Origin of the sequence: Pseudomonas sp. RIT-PI-S, from assembly GCF_025642975.1 — a bacterium.
Taxonomy (GTDB): domain Bacteria; phylum Pseudomonadota; class Gammaproteobacteria; order Pseudomonadales; family Pseudomonadaceae; genus Aquipseudomonas.
In genome coordinates this window covers 132924-149325 of record NZ_JANZKJ010000002.1, presented here as the reverse complement: position 1 = coordinate 149325, position 16402 = coordinate 132924, and the positions used below count along the sequence as shown (strand labels likewise).

Genomic DNA, 16402 nt, shown 5'->3' with positions numbered 1-16402 from the left:
CGAAATCGCGCGTCACGATTGGCGCGGCTTTGCATTGCAGCCGCGTTCTATATGCGGTGGAGTGTGCTTGCCAATGGCCGCAGAACCTTATCCATGGGCGACATGGCCGGATCCGTTCCCGACCAGCAAAGCCTGCGCTGGCAAGGCTGGTCGCCACAAGCATGCCGATGTCGCGAACAGGTAAGACGCCCCCTGTGGCGCCACGCAGAATCGAGAACAAGAGGCCGACGGTCGGCTGCGGAGAGACAAGCATGTCCAGCAACTTCCTCAACCCGGTCAACACCCAGACGTGGGCCAACGGTCGTCACGTGGTGCGCTGCGTCAAGGTGATCCAGGAAACCTGGGACGTGCGCACGTTCTGCTTCATGGCCGACCAGCCAGTGATGTTTTTCTTCAAGCCGGGGCAGTTCGTCACGCTGGAGCTGGAAATCGACGGCCAGCCGGTGATGCGCTCCTACACGATCTCCAGCTCACCTTCGGTGCCCTACAGTTTTTCGATCACCATCAAGCGGGTCCCTGGTGGCCGGGTATCCAACTGGTTGCACGAGACCCTGCACGAAGGCCAGGAGCTGGCGGTACATGGGCCGGTGGGGCTGTTCAACGCCATCGACTACCCCTCGCAGAAGGTGCTGTACCTGAGCGGCGGGGTGGGCATCACTCCGGTGATGTCCATGGCCCGCTGGTTCTATGACACCAACGCCAATGTGGACATGGTCTTCGTGCACAGCGCGCGCTCACCCAAGGATGTGATCTATCAGCGCGAGCTGGAGCAGATGGCCGCGCGCATCCCCAACTTTGCCTTGCACATCATCTGCGAGAAGCACGGCCTGGGTGAGCCTTGGGCCGGCTATCGAGGCTACCTGAACCGGCCAATGCTGGAGCTGATGGCGCCAGACTTCCTCGACCGCGAGGTGTTTTGCTGCGGGCCCACGCCCTACATGACCGCAGTGAAGCGGCTGCTGGAGCAGGTGGGCTTCGACATGAGCCGCTACCATGAGGAGTCGTTCGGCGCGACCCCCGCCGACGCCCGCGCCGACGCGGTAGAACAGGCCGAGCAAGCCGCCGAGGCCCCGGAGGTGCCGGCGTCGGACCTGCACCAGGTGGAGTTCGTCGATACCGGCAAGAGCATCCGTGTAAGCCCCGGCGAAACCGTGCACGCCGCCGCCGCCAAGCTTGGGCTGACGATCCCCAAGGCCTGCGGGATGGGCATCTGCGGGACGTGCAAGGTGCTCAAGCTCAGCGGCGAGGTCGAGATGGACCACAACGGTGGCATTACCGAGGATGACGAAGCCGAAGGGTACATTCTGGCGTGCTGCAGCGTGCCGCGGGGGGATGTGCGCATCGAGTATTAGCGCTGTTTCCCCCGGAGGCGCCGTAGGCCGCGGGGCGCCTACGGTGGAGCAGGGCTAAATGGAAGGCTGAGGTTTACCTGTAGAAACTGGCCGCCGGCCTGCGAACCTTTCGGCACCGGCCGATTCGTCATCGGCAGCGAAGGCTGCATGGCGACCGCCCGTCCAGTGTCTGGGTTTGCGGGGAACCTCACACTTTTCTGCCAGTCCATGCCCCAATGCGTAGCGGCGGGCCAGTCACCTTTTCAGTTTGGCACGCACCTCGCGCTGGCGACCCGGGCGCTTTTTTCTTATCGTACGCGCCCTTTCTATCTTCACCCTGGTTCGAGTACCCCCATGTTGGAAGCATCCCTGAACAAACTGGAAGCGCTGGTCGGCGATTTGCTGGAGCAGAACCGGCGATTGGCCGAGGCGAACGGTAAACTGAGCGCCGAGCTGGCCCATGCCCGGGATGAAAACGACAGCCTGCAGATCAGCCTGCTCGAGCAAGAGGAACAACAGGGGGCGACGGCTGCGCGCATCCAGGCGTTGATCGAGCGGGTCAGCCCCGAGCCGGTTGACGCATGAGCCAGAGCACGACCCGAGTGGTCGAAATCCTCGGCAGCGATTACACCCTGCGTGCCCCCGCCGACCAGGAGCAAACCCTGTTCGAGGCCGCCATGATGCTCAAGGCAAGCCTGGCCGACACCAAGAAGAAGCACCCCACGCTGCTGGGGGATCGCCTGCTGGTGCTGACCGCGATGAACATCTGTTCACAACTGCTCGAAGCCCGGCGCGAACATCGCGAGGCGCTTGCCGAATACGAGCAACAGGTGAACGCGACGGTCGAGCAGCTCGAGCGCACCGTGGGTAAGGCAGCGGAGTAGGCTGGCGACTGCCCGTTGGTTGATACGCTCCGGCGCGAGATTGAGTCCTACCCTCACAATTACGGTCCACCATAGCAAGGCGCGGCACAGTGTCGCGCCGCAGGGCCTGCAAACTGTATACAACCGGCATGACGGTTGCAGGCGCCTGGCAGACTATGCCTCGAGGAGCCGTCATGCAGTTGTGGCAACGCAGTATCCAGTGGAAATTGATTCTGAGCATGGGCGCCGCGTTGATCGCGAGCCTGCTTATCGTGGTTGGGTTGTATACCGTAATCATCAACCGCCTGGCCCAGACCTACCTGGTCGATACCGCCTTGCCGGCCAGTGTCGAAGCCACCCGTAACGACATCGAACGCCTGCTGACCGGCCCGCTGAGCGCGGCGAGCGCGCTCGGCAACAACACCATGGTCAGGGACTGGCTGGCAGGCGGGGAAGATCCTGCCCAGGCGGATGCGTTTGTGCGCTACCTGGCTGGCGTGAAGGCTGAGCAAGGAGCTTTCGCGACCATGATCGCGCCGGCCGCCTCTGGGCACTATTACGGCGCGGAAGGGTTGGAGCGGACCCTCAGCCGCGGTAACCCTCAGGACAGCTGGTTCTATTCCTTCCTCGACAGCGGCAAGCCTCGCACGCTGGCCATCGACACCGATGCCGCCACCGGCAAGCTGACGTTGTTCATCGACCAACGGGTGGAGGCCAACGGTCGCGCCCTGGGTATCGCCGGCCTGGGCCTGAGCCTGGATAAGCTGGCCACCCTGGTGAGCGGCTATGCCTTCGGCGAGCGCGGCAAGGTTTACCTGGTGCGGCCGGATGGCCTGATTCAGGTGCACCCGGATGCGCATTTCAGCGGAAAGCGCACCTTGACCGAGCAGATCGGCGCCCCGGCAGCCGGCTCGTTACTGGGCAAAACCGCGTTGACCCAGGCTCGTTTCGACCGCGATGGCGAGCCTTGGCTGGCGCTGGCGCTGCCCTTGCGTGAAGTGAACTGGACCCTGGTGGCCGAGGTGCCGGAGGCGCAGATTTTCGGCGAGGCGCGGCAAGCGACACTTACCGCCAGCTTGATCGGCTTGGGCATTGCCCTGCTCTGCCTGGTGTTGGTGGTGTGGTTGGCGCGTGGCCTGGTCAAGCCCATCCGCCAAGTGACGGCGGCGCTGGTGCAGATCGGTAGCGGCGGCGGGGACTTGACCCACCGCCTGAACGAGGCACGCGGTGACGAACTCGGCGACCTGGCGCGGGGCTTCAACCGCTTCCTTGGCAGCCAGCGTGACCTGATTGGCGAAGTGCTGACCACGACCGAACGCCTCGGTCAGACGGTGGCCCGGGTGACGCAGGTGGTCGAAAACACTACCACCCGCGCGGACCGCCAGCAGGAAATGACTGATATGGTCGCCACCGCCGTTCACGAAATGGGCCTCACCGTGCAAGAGATCGCCCACAACGCCGGTACCGCAGCGAGCGAATCCCAGGCGGCACGGGACGAAGCCTCGCGGGCCGGGCAGGTGGTGGAGGGCTCGCTTCGACACATCCAGCGCATGAGCGATGACATCGGCGTCGCCGCCGATGCAGTAGGGCAGCTGGCGAACGAGGTCGCTTCGATCGACCAAGTGCTTGGGGTGATCCGCAGCATCTCCGAGCAAACCAACCTGTTGGCGCTCAATGCCGCCATCGAGGCCGCCCGCGCCGGCGACCTGGGCCGTGGCTTCGCGGTGGTGGCGGACGAAGTGCGCACGCTGGCGCAGCGTACCCAAGCCTCGACCGATGAGATTCAGGCGATGATCCAGCGCCTCAAGCAGGGCGCCGACAATGCCGTGGCCTCGATGCAGGCTGGCCAGGCGGCTACCGGCAACGGCGTGGCGGCCAGCGAGCGTACGGGCGCGTCCCTGGCGGCGATCAGCGGGCAGGTGGAGCGCATCAGCGACGTGAACCATCAGGTTGCGACCGCTACCGAGGAGCAGTCGGCGGTCACCGAGGAGATCAACCGTAACGTACAAGGCATCTCGGACCTGGCGCGCTCGACCGCCGCGGAAGTGCGCGATTGCCGTGAGCAATGCCAGGCGTTGATGGCCCTGGCCGACGCGCTGAAGCGGCAGATGGGGGGCTTCAAGCTTTGATACTGGTGGGGGCGCAGCCTGGGGGCGATGTTGTTCCCAGGCGGCGCCAGCCCCCCAGATGACCGGCTGCTACAGGTTGGCCACGGTGCGGATATCCGCGGCCAGTTCGCGAACCCGTGCCTGGTCGATGTCCCACGAGCACATAAAGCGCGCGCCGCCACCGATGAAGGTATAGAAACGCCAGCCCCGCTCGCGCAGCGCGGCAATGGCCGGCTCCCGCATGTTGAGGAACACCCCGTTCGCCTCCACCGGGAACATCAGGCTTACCTGCGGCACGTCGGCGATCAGTTCGGCCAGCAGCCGGGCGCAGGCGTTGGCATGTTGGGCATGTCGCAGCCAGGCATTGTTTTCCAGTAACCCGACCCAGGGGGCCGACAAGAAGCGCATCTTCGACGCCAGTTGGCCGGCTTGCTTGCAGCGGTAGTCGAAGTCCTCGGCCAGTTCATGGCGGAAGAACAAAATGGCCTCGCCGACCGCCATGCCGTTCTTGGTGCCGCCAAAGCACAACACGTCCACGCCGGACTTCCAGCTCAGCTCCGCCGGGCTGCAACCCAGGGAGGCGCAGGCATTGGCGAAGCGGGCGCCGTCCATGTGCAGGCTCAGGCCCAGCTCCTTGCAAGTGGCGCTGATCGCCTTCAGCTCTTCGGGGCGATAGAGGGTGCCGACCTCGGTGGCCTGGGTAAGGGTGACCACCCGTGGCTTGGGGTAGTGGATGTCCTGGCGCTTGAGCGCCACTTCACGGATGGCCTCGGGGGTGAGTTTGCCGGCCTCGCTGCGCGCGGTCAGCAGCTTGGAACCGTTGGAGAAAAACTCCGGCGCGCCGCATTCGTCGGTCTCCACGTGGGCGACATCCGAGCAGATCACGCTGTGGTAGCTCTGGCACAGGGCCGACAGCGCCAGGGAATTGGCCGCGGTACCGTTGAAGGCGAAAAACACTTCGCAATCTGTTTCGAACAGCCGGCGGAAATAATCCGCGGCGCGGGCGGTCCACTCGTCCTCGCCATAGGCGCGTTGGTGGCCATGGTTGGCCGCTTCCATCGCCGCCCAGGCTTCGGGGCACACGCCTGAGTAGTTATCGCTGGCGAACTGTTGGCTTTGCTCGTGCATGGGGCGTTTCCATATTCAGGGACCCGGCTACTTTACGCTTGGCGGTGGCTAAGGGGTATGGGCGTTGATGCAGCGCGCATAGGCGTGGATATCTGGTGGCGTTGCGGTTGCTGGCCGCTGACAGGCGCTGGCGAAACCTGCGAATGGCAGCGGTGGTGTTCACTCGGATAGTGCAGGCTTGGCCACATCATTTTTGGCCCGTTGGCCTTGCTACCTGTTCTTGGGCTAGCAACCGGCCCTATAAGGGCAAACCGTTTCGTTGAAAATAGCGATTGGAAGTATTGCTAAATTTTACAGGCTTCTCCCCTTTTTGATGAAGCTTCCAGAAAAATTCTATTATTTCCGAAATTTCCTACCTATATAAGGGAAATGTCCTGCAGACTTTTACAAATATATTTCCCGGCCCTCGCTAAATAGACTTAGTACAGAAATCTGTGATTTGACACGGTAAATAATCGAGACAATCATCAAGGTGCCGGTTGTAATCGATTGGCCGTTGCGAGATAAGAATTACCCGGTTTTCGAAACGCTAAAAAATCCCGCCTCCCTGGAATATCTGGAAGAGATGGCTGAACGCCAGAAGCAGGCAATGGCTACAGTGCCAGTATTTGAAACACCTAAAGCTATTTTGGTGGAAGATCCGGCCACGGGGAAAAAGGTCAAGGTCGTTCTAACCAGAGAGGCAAGTAATAGATCGGCATCTGCCCGATGAGCCGAACATTATCGGCGCTGCTGCTGCTAGTCCTTACCGCTGATGGCCTGTTAGCGTTTCTGGTGCCTGTGATGGTCTACGGCTTTACGGGTAGCCTGGCCATGTCCGGCCTGACCTATGCCATGGCGTGGCTGCCTCGGGTGCTCGTGACCCCCTTGGTGGGCGCATCGATTGACCGTTGGGGAGTGCGGCCGGTTTCTGTGGTGTCCGATATGGTTAAGCTGGGCGGGTGTCTAATAATGGTAGCGGTGCTGTTGAATGACCCCGACCCGCTTACCCTCACCTTATTGGGCGGTCTATTAAGTGGGTTGGTGGCCATCGGCAATGCGCAAAGTTTGATTGCCTACGAGAAAATGATTGCCCTGGCCAGTAAAAATATAGATCGAGACGTCAACATACTGTGCCGCATTGATCAGTTGGCGATGGTAATAGGTCCTGTGGCGGGGCTGGCGGGGTATGCCACTGGGGTGATCAATTTATTGCTACTTACGGCAGCCATGTACGCTGTCAATGGAGCCTGTTACTTCTTCATCAGTGGCATTCCGAAGAATCCACCGATTGAGCCAGCGAGCGCCGATCAGGCGTATCGTGCCAATCTAAGGTTGATCATAGCCACGCCACTGTTACTAAGTTCGATCTTGTTGGCGGTCGGCAACAATGCCTTCGACGGCCTGGTGGAGGCCAGTGCAGTCGCTTTGATTGATCGCGCCATGCAATTGCCTATCCAGTATTTCGCCTTTGTCGATATGTGCGCGGGCGTGTGCGGGGTGGCGGCTACGCTGCTTTACTCGCGCCTCACGCGCACCGTAGCCTCCTTACGGTTATTCGTGGCCGCAGCCGTAATCACCGCTTCGGCCAGTGCGCTGATGATCGCATCGCAAGGCTACCTGGCAGGTTTCTTGGCGCTGTACGCATTGAGTATTGGTGCAAAGGTGTTCATGAATAACTTCAGCCGCAACCTGCGCATTCGCGTCGTGCCACCGCAGCGCTTGGCTGGAGTGTCCTCGCTGATGGTGTTGCTGAACCAGGCAGTGTTGCCAGCGGTGGGCTTGGCGCTCTACATGGTAGGCGAACATCCCCCTATGGTGTCGATGCTGATGGCGCTGGCGATCAGCGTCACATTATTCGCGGCCTACCGTATTTACCACCAGGTGTACGTGACAGAGCTGCCAGAAACACAATCTGCCCGCTCCTGAGAGAATGAGGCGGCATGTCGTAAACGAAGCTTTTCAAGGCGCCCATGGGCATCTGGCCCACCCGCCCCGGCCCTACCATCGCTGACATAGCCCCCTACAACAGGCGCCACCAGCGCTGGGAGACCCGCGATGTTCAGCAAGCAAGACCAGATTCAGGGATATGACGACGCGCTGCTGGCGGCGATGAATGCCGAAGAGCAGCGCCAGGAAGACCATATCGAGCTGATCGCCTCGGAGAACTACACCAGCAAGCGGGTGATGCAAGCGCAGGGCAGCGGCCTGACCAACAAGTACGCCGAAGGTTACCCGGGCAAGCGTTACTACGGCGGCTGCGAATACGTAGACCAGGTAGAGCAACTGGCCATCGACCGCGCCAAACAGCTGTTCGGCGCCGACTACGCCAACGTGCAACCGCACTCGGGTTCCCAGGCTAACGCCGCTGTGTACCTGGCCCTGCTGCAAGCGGGCGACACCGTGCTGGGCATGAGTCTGGCCCACGGCGGCCATTTGACCCACGGCGCCAAGGTGAGCTTCTCCGGCAAGCTGTATAACGCCGTCCAGTATGGGCTGGACACCGCCACCGGCCTGATCGATTACGACGAAGTGGAGCGCCTGGCGCTGGAATGCCAGCCAAAAATGATCATCGCTGGCTTCTCGGCCTATTCGAAAACCCTCGACTTCCCACGTTTTCGCGAAATCGCCGACAAGGTCGGCGCCTACCTGTTCGTGGACATGGCCCACGTCGCCGGCTTGGTCGCCGCCGGGCTGTATCCCAACCCGCTGCCCTACGCAGACGTGGTCACCACTACCACCCACAAGACCCTGCGCGGGCCGCGTGGCGGGTTGATCCTGGCGCGGGCCAACGAGGAGCTGGAAAAGAAACTCAACGCCGCGGTATTTCCCGGCGGCCAGGGCGGGCCGTTGATGCATGTGATCGCCGCCAAGGCGGTGTGCTTCAAGGAGGCGCTGGAGCCTGGCTTCAAGGCCTACCAGCAGCAGGTGATCGATAACGCCCAGGCCATGGCCGGGGTATTTATCGAACGCGGCTACGACGTGATCTCCGGCGGCACCGATAACCACCTGTTCCTGGTCAGCCTCATCCGCCAAGGCCTTACCGGCAAGGCTGCCGATGCCGCCCTGGGTCGCGCCCATATCACCGTGAACAAGAACGCCGTGCCCAATGACCCGCAGTCGCCGTTCGTGACCTCGGGCTTGCGCATCGGCACCCCGGCGGTGACCAGCCGCGGCTTCAAGGTGGAGCAGTGCCAGACGCTGGCTGGGTGGATCTGCGACATTCTCGACAACCTCGGCGCCGCCGACCAAGAGGCCCGCGTGGCGGCCCAGGTCAGCGCACTGTGCGCCGAATTCCCGGTTTACCGCTGAGCTGGAGCACCGATCATGCAGCGCTATTCAGGCTTCGGCCTCTTCAAGCACTCCCTCAGCCATCACGAAAACTGGCAGCGCATGTGGCGCACGCCCACGCCCAAGGCCGTGTACGACGTGGTCATCGTTGGTGGCGGCGGCCATGGCCTGGCGACCGCGTACTACCTGGCCAAGGAGCACGGCATCACTAACGTGGCCGTGGTGGAGAAAGGCTGGCTCGGCGGCGGCAATACCGCGCGCAACACTACCATCGTGCGCTCGAACTACCTGTGGGATGAATCCGCGCACCTCTACGAGCACGCGATGAAGCTGTGGGAGGGCCTGACGCAGGACTTGAACTACAACGTGATGTTCTCCCAGCGTGGCGTGTACAACCTCTGCCACACCCTGCAGGACCTGCGCGACTCCGAGCGCCGGGTGAGCGCCAATCGCCTCAATGGTGTGGATGGCGAGTTGCTCAATGCACAACAAGTGGCCGAGGAAATCCCTTACCTGGACTGCTCGAAGAACACCCGCTACCCGATCATGGGCGCCACCGTGCAGCGCCGCGGTGGTGTTGCCCGCCACGACGCCGTGGCCTGGGGCTTCGCCCGGGCGGCCGATGCCCTGGGCGTGGATCTGATCCAGCAGACCGAGGTTACCGGTTTCCGCAAGGAGAACGGCGTGGTGGTCGGGGTAGAAACCAACCGCGGCTTTATCGGCGGCAAGCGCGTAGGCGTGGTCACTGCCGGTAACTCCGGGCACATGGCGCGCCTGGCAGGGTTCCGCCTGCCGCTCGAGTCCCACCCGCTGCAAGCGCTGGTGTCCGAGCCACTGAAGCCAATCATCGACAGCGTGATCATGAGCAACGCCGTGCACGGCTACATCAGCCAGTCCGACAAAGGCGACCTGGTGATCGGTGCCGGCATCGACAGCTGGCTGGGCTATGGCCAGCGCGGCTCGTACCCAGTGATCGAGCACACCTTGCAAGCCATCGTGGAGATGTTCCCGGTGCTGTCGCGGGTGCGCATGAACCGCCAGTGGGGCGGCATCGTCGACACCACCCCGGACGCTTGCCCGATCATCAGCAAAACCCCAGTGCAGAACCTGTTCTTCAACTGCGGCTGGGGCACCGGCGGCTTCAAGGCCACGCCCGGCTCGGGCAACGTCTTCGCCGCCAGCCTGGCCAAGGGCGAAATGCACCCGCTGGCCAAGCCCTTTTCCATCGAGCGCTTCCATAACGGCGCGCTGATCGACGAACACGGCGCTGCCGCCGTCGCCCACTGACCGGAGACACCACCATGCTGCACATCTTCTGTCCGTATTGCGGCGAAGCGCGTTCCGAAGAGGAATTTCATGTCGCTGGCCAGGCGCACATTCCACGCCCGCTCGACCCTGCCGCGTGCAGCGACGAACAGTGGGGCGACTACATGTTCTTCCGCGACAACCCGCGGGGCATCCACCATGAGCTGTGGAACCATGCTGCCGGGTGTCGGCGGTACTTCAACATGAGCCGCGACACCCTGACCTACGAAATCTTCGAAACCTATCCGATCGGTGCCAAACCGCAGGTGACTGGCAAGCCGATCACGGCCCAGCCGGTGGCCCGCGAGCAAGGGGAAAAGGTATGAGCCAGGTCAATCGCCTGTCCAAAGGCGGCCGTATCGACCGCGCCACGCGCATTCACTTCACCTTCAACGGCCAGCGCTACGAAGGCTGCGAAGGCGACACCCTCGCCTCGGCCTTGCTGGCCAACGGCGTGGACGTGGTGGGGCGCAGCTTCAAATACTCGCGCCCGCGCGGCATCGTCGCCGCTGGCAGCGAAGAGCCCAACGCGGTGCTGCAGATCGGCGCCACCGAGGCCACGCAGATTCCTAACGTGCGCGCGACCCAGCAAGCGCTCTACCCTGGCTTGGTGGCCAGCAGCACTAATGGCTGGCCCAACGTGAACAACGACCTGATGGGCATCCTCGGCAAGGTCGGCGGCAAGCTGATGCCGCCAGGCTTCTACTACAAGACGTTCATGTACCCGCAGTCGTTCTGGATGACCTACGAAAAGTACATCCGCAAGGCCGCGGGCCTGGGCCGCTCGCCAACCGAGAACGACCCGGACACGTACGACTACATGAACCAGCACTGTGACGTGCTGGTGGTGGGCGCGGGCCCTGCGGGCCTGGCCGCGGCGCTGGCGGCGGCCCGCAGTGGAGCGCGGGTGATCCTCGCCGACGAACAAGAAGAGTTCGGCGGCAGCCTGCTCGACAGCCGCGACACTCTCGACGGCAAGCCTGCCGCCGAATGGGTGGCTGAGGTGCTGGCGCAACTGCGCGGGCTGGCGGACGTTACGCTGCTGCCGCGTTCCACCGTCAACGGCTACCACGACCATAACTTCCTTACCATTCATCAACGCCTCACCGACCACTTGGGCGAGCGCGCGCCTATTGGCCAGGTGCGCCAGCGCGTGCACAGGGTACGCGCCAAGCGCGTGGTGCTCGCCACCGGCGCCCACGAACGGCCGCTGGTGTATGGCAATAACGACCTGCCCGGCAACATGCTCGCCGGCGCGGTGTCGACCTATGTGCGCCGTTATGGCGTGGCACCGGGCAAGCAACTGGTGCTGAGCACCAACAACGACCATGCCTACCGCGCGGCGCTGGACTGGCTTGATGCCGGCCTGCAAGTGGTGGCCATCGCCGATGCCCGGCCCAACCCACGGGGCGCGCTGGTTGACGAGGCGCGCGCCAAGGGTGTGCGTGTGTTGACCAGCAGCGCGGTGATCGAAACCCGGGGGGCGCGCCGGGTAACCAGTGCGCGGATCGCGGCCATCAATGCCAAGGCCATGAAGGTCACGAGCCCCGGCGAATGGCTGGATTGCGACCTGGTTGCCAGTTCCGGTGGCTACAGCCCGGTGGTGCACCTGGCTTCCCACCTGGGCGGCAAGCCGATCTGGCGTGAGGACATCCTTGGCTTTGTGCCCGGCGAGGCGCCACAAAAGCGCGTGTGCGTAGGTGGTATCAACGGTGTATATGCGCTGGCCGACACCCTGGCCGATGGCTTCGAAGGAGGCGCTCGGGCAGCGGCCGAGGCCGGGTTCAAGTTCGTGGAAGGAGTGTTGCCCCAGGCAGTGACTCGCCAGGAGGAACCGACCCTGGCGCTGTTCCAAGTGCCGCACGACAAAGCCACTGCACGCGCGCCCAAGCAGTTCGTGGACCTGCAGAACGACGTCACCGCCGCAGCCATCGAGCTGGCGACCCGCGAGGGGTTCGAATCGGTCGAGCACGTCAAGCGTTATACCGCGCTGGGCTTCGGCACCGATCAGGGCAAGCTGGGCAACATCAATGGGCTGGCCATCGCCGCCCGTTCGCGGGGCATCTCCATCACCGAGATGGGCACCACCATGTTCCGCCCCAACTACACACCCGTGACCTTCGGCGCGGTGGCCGGGCGTAACTGCGGCCACTTGTTCGACGCCGTGCGCTTTACCGCGCTGCATGCCTGGCACGTGAAGCAAGGTGCTGAGTTCGAAGACGTGGGCCAGTGGAAACGCCCCTGGTACTTCCCGCGGCGCGGCGAAGACCTGCACGCGGCCGTGGCGCGCGAATGCAAGGCCGTGCGTGAAAGCGTAGGCCTGCTGGACGCTTCCACCCTCGGCAAGATCGACATCCAGGGCCCGGACGCCCGCGAGTTTCTCAACCGCATCTACACCAACGCCTGGACCAAACTGGACGTGGGCAAGGCGCGCTACGGGCTGATGTGCAAGGAAGACGGCATGGTCTTCGACGACGGGGTGACCGCCTGCCTGGCGGATAATCACTTCCTGATGACCACCACTACCGGTGGCGCCGCCCGGGTGTTGCAGTGGCTGGAGATCTACCACCAGACCGAGTGGCCGGAACTGAAGGTGTATTTCACCTCGGTGACCGACCACTGGGCCACGCTCACCCTCTCGGGGCCCAACAGCCGCAAGCTGCTCAGCCAGGTCACGGACATCGACCTGGACAAGGACGCCTTCCCCTTCATGACCTGGCAGGAAGGCAAGGTCGCCGGCGTGCCGGCACGGGTCTTCCGGATCTCCTTCACTGGTGAGCTTTCCTATGAAGTGAACATCCAGGCGGACTACGCCATGGGGGTACTCGAAGCCATCGCCGAGGCCGGCAAGGCCTATAACCTCACGCCTTACGGCACTGAAACCATGCACGTGCTGCGGGCCGAGAAGGGCTTCATCATCGTTGGCCAGGACACCGACGGCTCGGTCACTCCGGATGACCTCAACATGGGCTGGTGCGTGGGCCGTACCAAGCCGTTCTCATGGATCGGCTGGCGCGGCATGAACCGCGAAGACTGCCTACGCGATGACCGCAAGCAACTGGTTGGCCTCAAGCCGGTGGACCCCAACCGCGTGTTGCCCGAAGGCGCCCAGTTAGTGTTCGACCCTAAGCAAGCCATTCCCATGAGCATGGTCGGCCACGTGACCTCCAGCTACATGAGCCCCACCCTGGGCCGCTCATTCGCCATGGCGGTAGTCAAAGGTGGGCTCAAGCGCATGGGCGAGAAAGTTTGGGCGCCCCTGGCCGATGGCAGCGCGATCGAAGCGGAAATCTGCGCCTCGGTGTTCGTCGACCCTAAGGGCGAGCGGCAGAACGTATGACCAGGGTCTTTTTTGAAGGGGTTTGAAATGAGCACAGTCAACGTATACCTGCAGCGCCCTTCGGAAGCGGCGAAGGCCGAGTCGCCGCTGCACCACGCCGACCTGCCCAGCCTGGTTGGCAAGGGGCGGGCTTCTGCCGGAGTGACCTTGCGGGAGAAAAAACTGCAAGGGCACCTGACCCTGCGCGGCGACGGCAGCGATGCCGCCTTCGCTGGCGGCGTGTACAAGGCCCTTGGCCTGGAGCTGCCGGTGGCGCTGACGGTGGTGGCCAATGGAGAAGCCACGCTGCAATGGATGGGCCCAGACGAATGGCTGTTCATTTGCCCTCGCGGCGAAGAGTTCGCCGCCGAGCAACGCCTGCGTGAGGAATTGGCTGGCCAGCATATTCAAGTCGTGAACGTCAGCGGTGGGCAAACGGTGCTGGAGCTCAGTGGGCCGAAGGTGCGTGAGTTGCTGATGAAATCCACCAGCTATGACGTGCACCCGAACAACTTCCCGGTGGGCAAGGCGGTAGGCACGGTGTTCGCCAAGTCTCAGTTGATTATCCGGCGCGTGGCCGAAGACACCTGGGAGTTGGTCATCCGTCGCAGCTTCGCCGATTATTGGTGGCTGTGGTTGCAGGATGCGAGCGCGGAGTATGGGTTGGCGATTGTGGAATGAGACCCTCTAGATTCTATGGTTCCTGGCCAGCCTATCGGCGTGCAGCCGCCAAGCTTGCTGGCGACCGGCTTCACATAAGCGTTGTGGGGGCCGGCGCAAGCCTGCGAACCTAGTGTTGAGCTCGTTCCCGGGCTTTGCCCGGCCCCACAGGGCCCCCAAACGCCATAGCCGCCTTTTATGTCCCCAGGAGAACCCCATGAGCCGCGCCCCTGATACCTGGATTCTTGCCGCCGACTGCCCCAGCCGGCTCGGCACCGTGGATGCGGTCACGCGCTACCTCTTCGAGCAAGGCTGCTACGTCACCGAGCACCATTCGTTCGACGATCGTTTGTCCTCGCGGTTTTTCATTCGGGTGGAATTCCGCCAGCCGCAAGGCTTCGACGAGCAGGGCTTCCGTGCCGGCCTCGCCGAGCGGGTGGACGGCTTCGATATGAACTTCGAGCTGACCCCACCGCAGTACCGGCCCAAGGTGGTGATCATGGTGTCAAAGGCCGATCACTGCCTCAATGATCTGCTTTACCGACAACGCATCGGCCAATTGCCCATGGACGTAATGGCGGTGGTGTCCAACCACCCAGACCTGGAGCCCCTGGCACAGTGGCACGGCATCGCTTACCACCACTTCCCGCTGGACCCCGCCGACAAGCCCGGGCAGGAGCGCAGAGTGCTGGAGGTGATCGAGCAGACCGGCGCCGAGCTGGTGATCCTTGCCCGCTACATGCAGGTGCTGTCCCCGGAAATGTGCCGTCGGTTGGACGGATGGGCCATCAACATCCACCACTCGCTATTGCCTGGTTTCAAGGGCGCCAAGCCCTATCACCAGGCCTACAACAAGGGCGTAAAGCTGGTGGGCGCCACGGCGCACTACATCAACAACGACTTGGACGAAGGCCCGATCATCACCCAGGGCGTAGAAGTGGTGGACCACACCCATTACGCCGAAGACCTAGTCGCCAAGGGCCGCGATATCGAATGCCTGACCCTGGCCCGGGCAGTGGGTTACCACATCGAGCGGCGGGTGTTTCTCAACGCCAACAGGACGGTAGTGCTGTAGCGACAAGCTGTAGGAGCGGGGCTTGGCCCCCGAACAGGTGCGACGGGTTGTAAGGCCTTCCGCCGCTTGCGGTTTAAAACGTGCCGCTTACAACAACAATAAAGCGAGGTGAACGAGCATGGCTGACAACAGAGGCGTGGTGTACCTGGGGGCCGGCAAGGTCGAGGTGCATTCAATTCCCTATCCCAAGATGCAAGACCCGCGCGGCCGCAAGATCGAGCACGGGGTGATTTTGCGCGTGGTGTCCACCAACATCTGCGGCTCGGACCAGCACATGGTCCGCGGCCGCACCACCGCCCAGGTCGGCCTGGTGCTGGGCCATGAAATCACCGGCGAGGTGATCGAAAAGGGCAGCGACGTGGAGCACCTGAACATCGGCGACCTGGTGTCGGTGCCCTTCAACGTAGCTTGCGGGCGTTGCCGCTCGTGCAAGGAACAGCACACCGGCGTGTGCCTGACGGTGAACCCGGCCCGCGCCGGAGGTGCTTATGGTTATGTGGACATGGGAGACTGGACCGGCGGCCAGGCCGAGTACGTACTGGTGCCTTACGCGGACTTCAACCTGCTCAAGCTTCCGGACCGCGACCGGGCCATGGAAAAGATCCGCGACCTGACTTGCCTGTCAGACATTCTCCCTACCGGCTACCACGGCGCCGTCACCGCGGGCGTAGGCCCGGGTAGCACGGTGTATGTGGCCGGCGCCGGCCCCGTGGGCCTGGCCGCTGCCGCCTCGGCGCGCTTGCTTGGCGCCGCGGTGGTGATCGTCGGTGACGTGAACCCCACTCGCCTGGCCCATGCCAAGGCCCAAGGTTTCGAGATCGCCGACCTGTCCCAAGACACCCCATTGCACGAACAGATCGCCAACCTGCTGGGCGAGCCGGAAGTGGATTGCGCCGTGGACGCGGTTGGCTTCGAAGCGCGCGGCCACGGCCATGCCGGCGCCAAACACGAAGCACCGGCCACGGTGCTCAACTCACTGATGCAGGTCACCCGGGTGGCCGGCAAGATAGGCATCCCCGGGCTCTACGTAACGGAAGACCCCGGCGCTACCGATGCCGCCGCCAAGGTCGGCAGCCTGAGCATCCGCTTTGGCCTGGGTTGGGCCAAGTCCCATAGTTTCCACACTGGCCAAACCCCGGTGATGAAATACAACCGCCAATTGATGCAGGCGATCATGTGGGACCGCATCAATATTGCGGAAGTGGTGGGGGTGCAGGTCATCAGCCTGGACCAGGCACCACAAGGGTATGGCGAGTTCGATGCGGGCGTGCCGAAGAAGTTTGTGATCGACCCGCATCGGCTGTTTAGCGCGGCTTGATTTACCGGCCGAGGGGCCAAACCCG

At 63.1% G+C, this 16402-nt stretch carries 13 protein-coding genes; 12 read left to right on the top strand and 1 reads right to left on the bottom strand.

Annotated elements, in window-relative coordinates; genetic code table 11:
- Positions 1 to 251 precede the first annotated feature (251 nt).
- From gbcB to OGL93_RS04745, 4 genes are all read left to right on the top strand, one after another.
- Positions 252 to 1352 carry a glycine-betaine demethylase subunit GbcB gene (gene gbcB, locus OGL93_RS04760; RefSeq protein ID WP_263261232.1) on the top strand — a complete coding sequence of 367 codons (1101 nt, stop codon included), beginning with the start codon at positions 252 to 254 and terminating at the stop codon, positions 1350 to 1352.
- A gap of 333 nt (positions 1353 to 1685) precedes the next feature.
- The gene (locus tag OGL93_RS04755; protein WP_263261231.1) at positions 1686 to 1916 is read left to right on the top strand and encodes a hypothetical protein; all 231 of its coding nucleotides are present in this window, start codon (positions 1686 to 1688) and stop codon (positions 1914 to 1916) included.
- Entirely contained in the window at positions 1913 to 2215 is a 303-nt protein-coding gene (locus tag OGL93_RS04750; protein WP_263261230.1) for a cell division protein ZapA, read from the top strand. The genes OGL93_RS04755 and OGL93_RS04750 overlap by 4 nt, the downstream gene beginning before the upstream one ends.
- A 173-nt stretch (positions 2216 to 2388) precedes the next feature.
- A complete protein-coding gene (locus OGL93_RS04745; protein ID WP_263261229.1) occupies positions 2389 to 4323 on the top strand; it encodes a methyl-accepting chemotaxis protein in 1935 nt (644 codons plus the stop codon).
- 69 nt (positions 4324 to 4392) lie between these two features.
- Here the strand turns inward: OGL93_RS04745 and OGL93_RS04740 are convergent, their stop codons facing one another.
- Positions 4393 to 5430, bottom strand: a complete 1038-nt coding sequence (locus OGL93_RS04740) for a low specificity L-threonine aldolase (protein WP_263261228.1) — start codon at positions 5428 to 5430, stop codon at positions 4393 to 4395.
- Positions 5431 to 6138: 708 nt separating this feature from the next.
- On the opposite strand from OGL93_RS04740, the gene OGL93_RS04735 reads away from it, so the two are divergent.
- The 8 genes from OGL93_RS04735 (at position 6139) to fdhA (ending at position 16377) form a co-directional block, all read left to right on the top strand.
- The gene (locus tag OGL93_RS04735; protein ID WP_263261227.1) at positions 6139 to 7338 is read left to right on the top strand and encodes an MFS transporter; all 1200 of its coding nucleotides are present in this window, start codon (positions 6139 to 6141) and stop codon (positions 7336 to 7338) included.
- Positions 7339 to 7467: 129 nt separating this feature from the next.
- Positions 7468 to 8721, top strand: coding sequence for a serine hydroxymethyltransferase (gene glyA, locus OGL93_RS04730; protein WP_263261226.1), 1254 nt, complete (start codon positions 7468 to 7470; stop codon positions 8719 to 8721).
- Between the two features lie 15 nt (positions 8722 to 8736).
- On the top strand, positions 8737 to 9987 hold the full coding sequence (locus tag OGL93_RS04725) for a sarcosine oxidase subunit beta family protein (protein ID WP_263261225.1): 1251 nt from the start codon (positions 8737 to 8739) through the stop codon (positions 9985 to 9987).
- Between the two features lie 14 nt (positions 9988 to 10001).
- A complete protein-coding gene (locus OGL93_RS04720; RefSeq protein WP_263261224.1) occupies positions 10002 to 10331 on the top strand; it encodes a sarcosine oxidase subunit delta in 330 nt (109 codons plus the stop codon).
- On the top strand, positions 10328 to 13345 hold the full coding sequence (locus OGL93_RS04715) for a sarcosine oxidase subunit alpha (protein WP_263261223.1): 3018 nt from the start codon (positions 10328 to 10330) through the stop codon (positions 13343 to 13345). Before OGL93_RS04720 ends, OGL93_RS04715 begins: the two co-directional genes overlap by 4 nt.
- A gap of 27 nt (positions 13346 to 13372) precedes the next feature.
- Positions 13373 to 14005 carry a sarcosine oxidase subunit gamma family protein gene (soxG, locus tag OGL93_RS04710; protein WP_263261222.1) on the top strand — a complete coding sequence of 211 codons (633 nt, stop codon included), beginning with the start codon at positions 13373 to 13375 and terminating at the stop codon, positions 14003 to 14005.
- Between the two features lie 196 nt (positions 14006 to 14201).
- Positions 14202 to 15059, top strand: coding sequence for a formyltetrahydrofolate deformylase (gene purU, locus OGL93_RS04705; protein ID WP_263261221.1), 858 nt, complete (start codon positions 14202 to 14204; stop codon positions 15057 to 15059).
- Between the two features lie 118 nt (positions 15060 to 15177).
- A complete protein-coding gene (gene fdhA / locus OGL93_RS04700) occupies positions 15178 to 16377 on the top strand; it encodes a formaldehyde dehydrogenase, glutathione-independent (RefSeq protein ID WP_263261220.1) in 1200 nt (399 codons plus the stop codon).
- The last annotated feature ends 25 nt before the right edge of the window (positions 16378 to 16402 follow it).

Coding starts and splice junctions, on each gene's coding strand:
- gbcB (WP_263261232.1), top strand. CDS start 252: ATGTCCAGCAACTTCCTCAACCCGGTCAACACCCAGACGTGGGCCAAC.
- OGL93_RS04715 (WP_263261223.1), top strand. CDS start 10,328: ATGAGCCAGGTCAATCGCCTGTCCAAAGGCGGCCGTATCGACCGCGCC.
- OGL93_RS04735 (WP_263261227.1), top strand. CDS start 6,139: ATGAGCCGAACATTATCGGCGCTGCTGCTGCTAGTCCTTACCGCTGAT.
- OGL93_RS04725 (WP_263261225.1), top strand. CDS start 8,737: ATGCAGCGCTATTCAGGCTTCGGCCTCTTCAAGCACTCCCTCAGCCAT.
- purU (WP_263261221.1), top strand. CDS start 14,202: ATGAGCCGCGCCCCTGATACCTGGATTCTTGCCGCCGACTGCCCCAGC.
- soxG (WP_263261222.1), top strand. CDS start 13,373: ATGAGCACAGTCAACGTATACCTGCAGCGCCCTTCGGAAGCGGCGAAG.
- OGL93_RS04740 (WP_263261228.1), bottom strand. CDS start 5,430: ATGCACGAGCAAAGCCAACAGTTCGCCAGCGATAACTACTCAGGCGTG.
- glyA (WP_263261226.1), top strand. CDS start 7,468: ATGTTCAGCAAGCAAGACCAGATTCAGGGATATGACGACGCGCTGCTG.
- OGL93_RS04720 (WP_263261224.1), top strand. CDS start 10,002: ATGCTGCACATCTTCTGTCCGTATTGCGGCGAAGCGCGTTCCGAAGAG.
- fdhA (WP_263261220.1), top strand. CDS start 15,178: ATGGCTGACAACAGAGGCGTGGTGTACCTGGGGGCCGGCAAGGTCGAG.
- OGL93_RS04755 (WP_263261231.1), top strand. CDS start 1,686: ATGTTGGAAGCATCCCTGAACAAACTGGAAGCGCTGGTCGGCGATTTG.
- OGL93_RS04745 (WP_263261229.1), top strand. CDS start 2,389: ATGCAGTTGTGGCAACGCAGTATCCAGTGGAAATTGATTCTGAGCATG.
- OGL93_RS04750 (WP_263261230.1), top strand. CDS start 1,913: ATGAGCCAGAGCACGACCCGAGTGGTCGAAATCCTCGGCAGCGATTAC.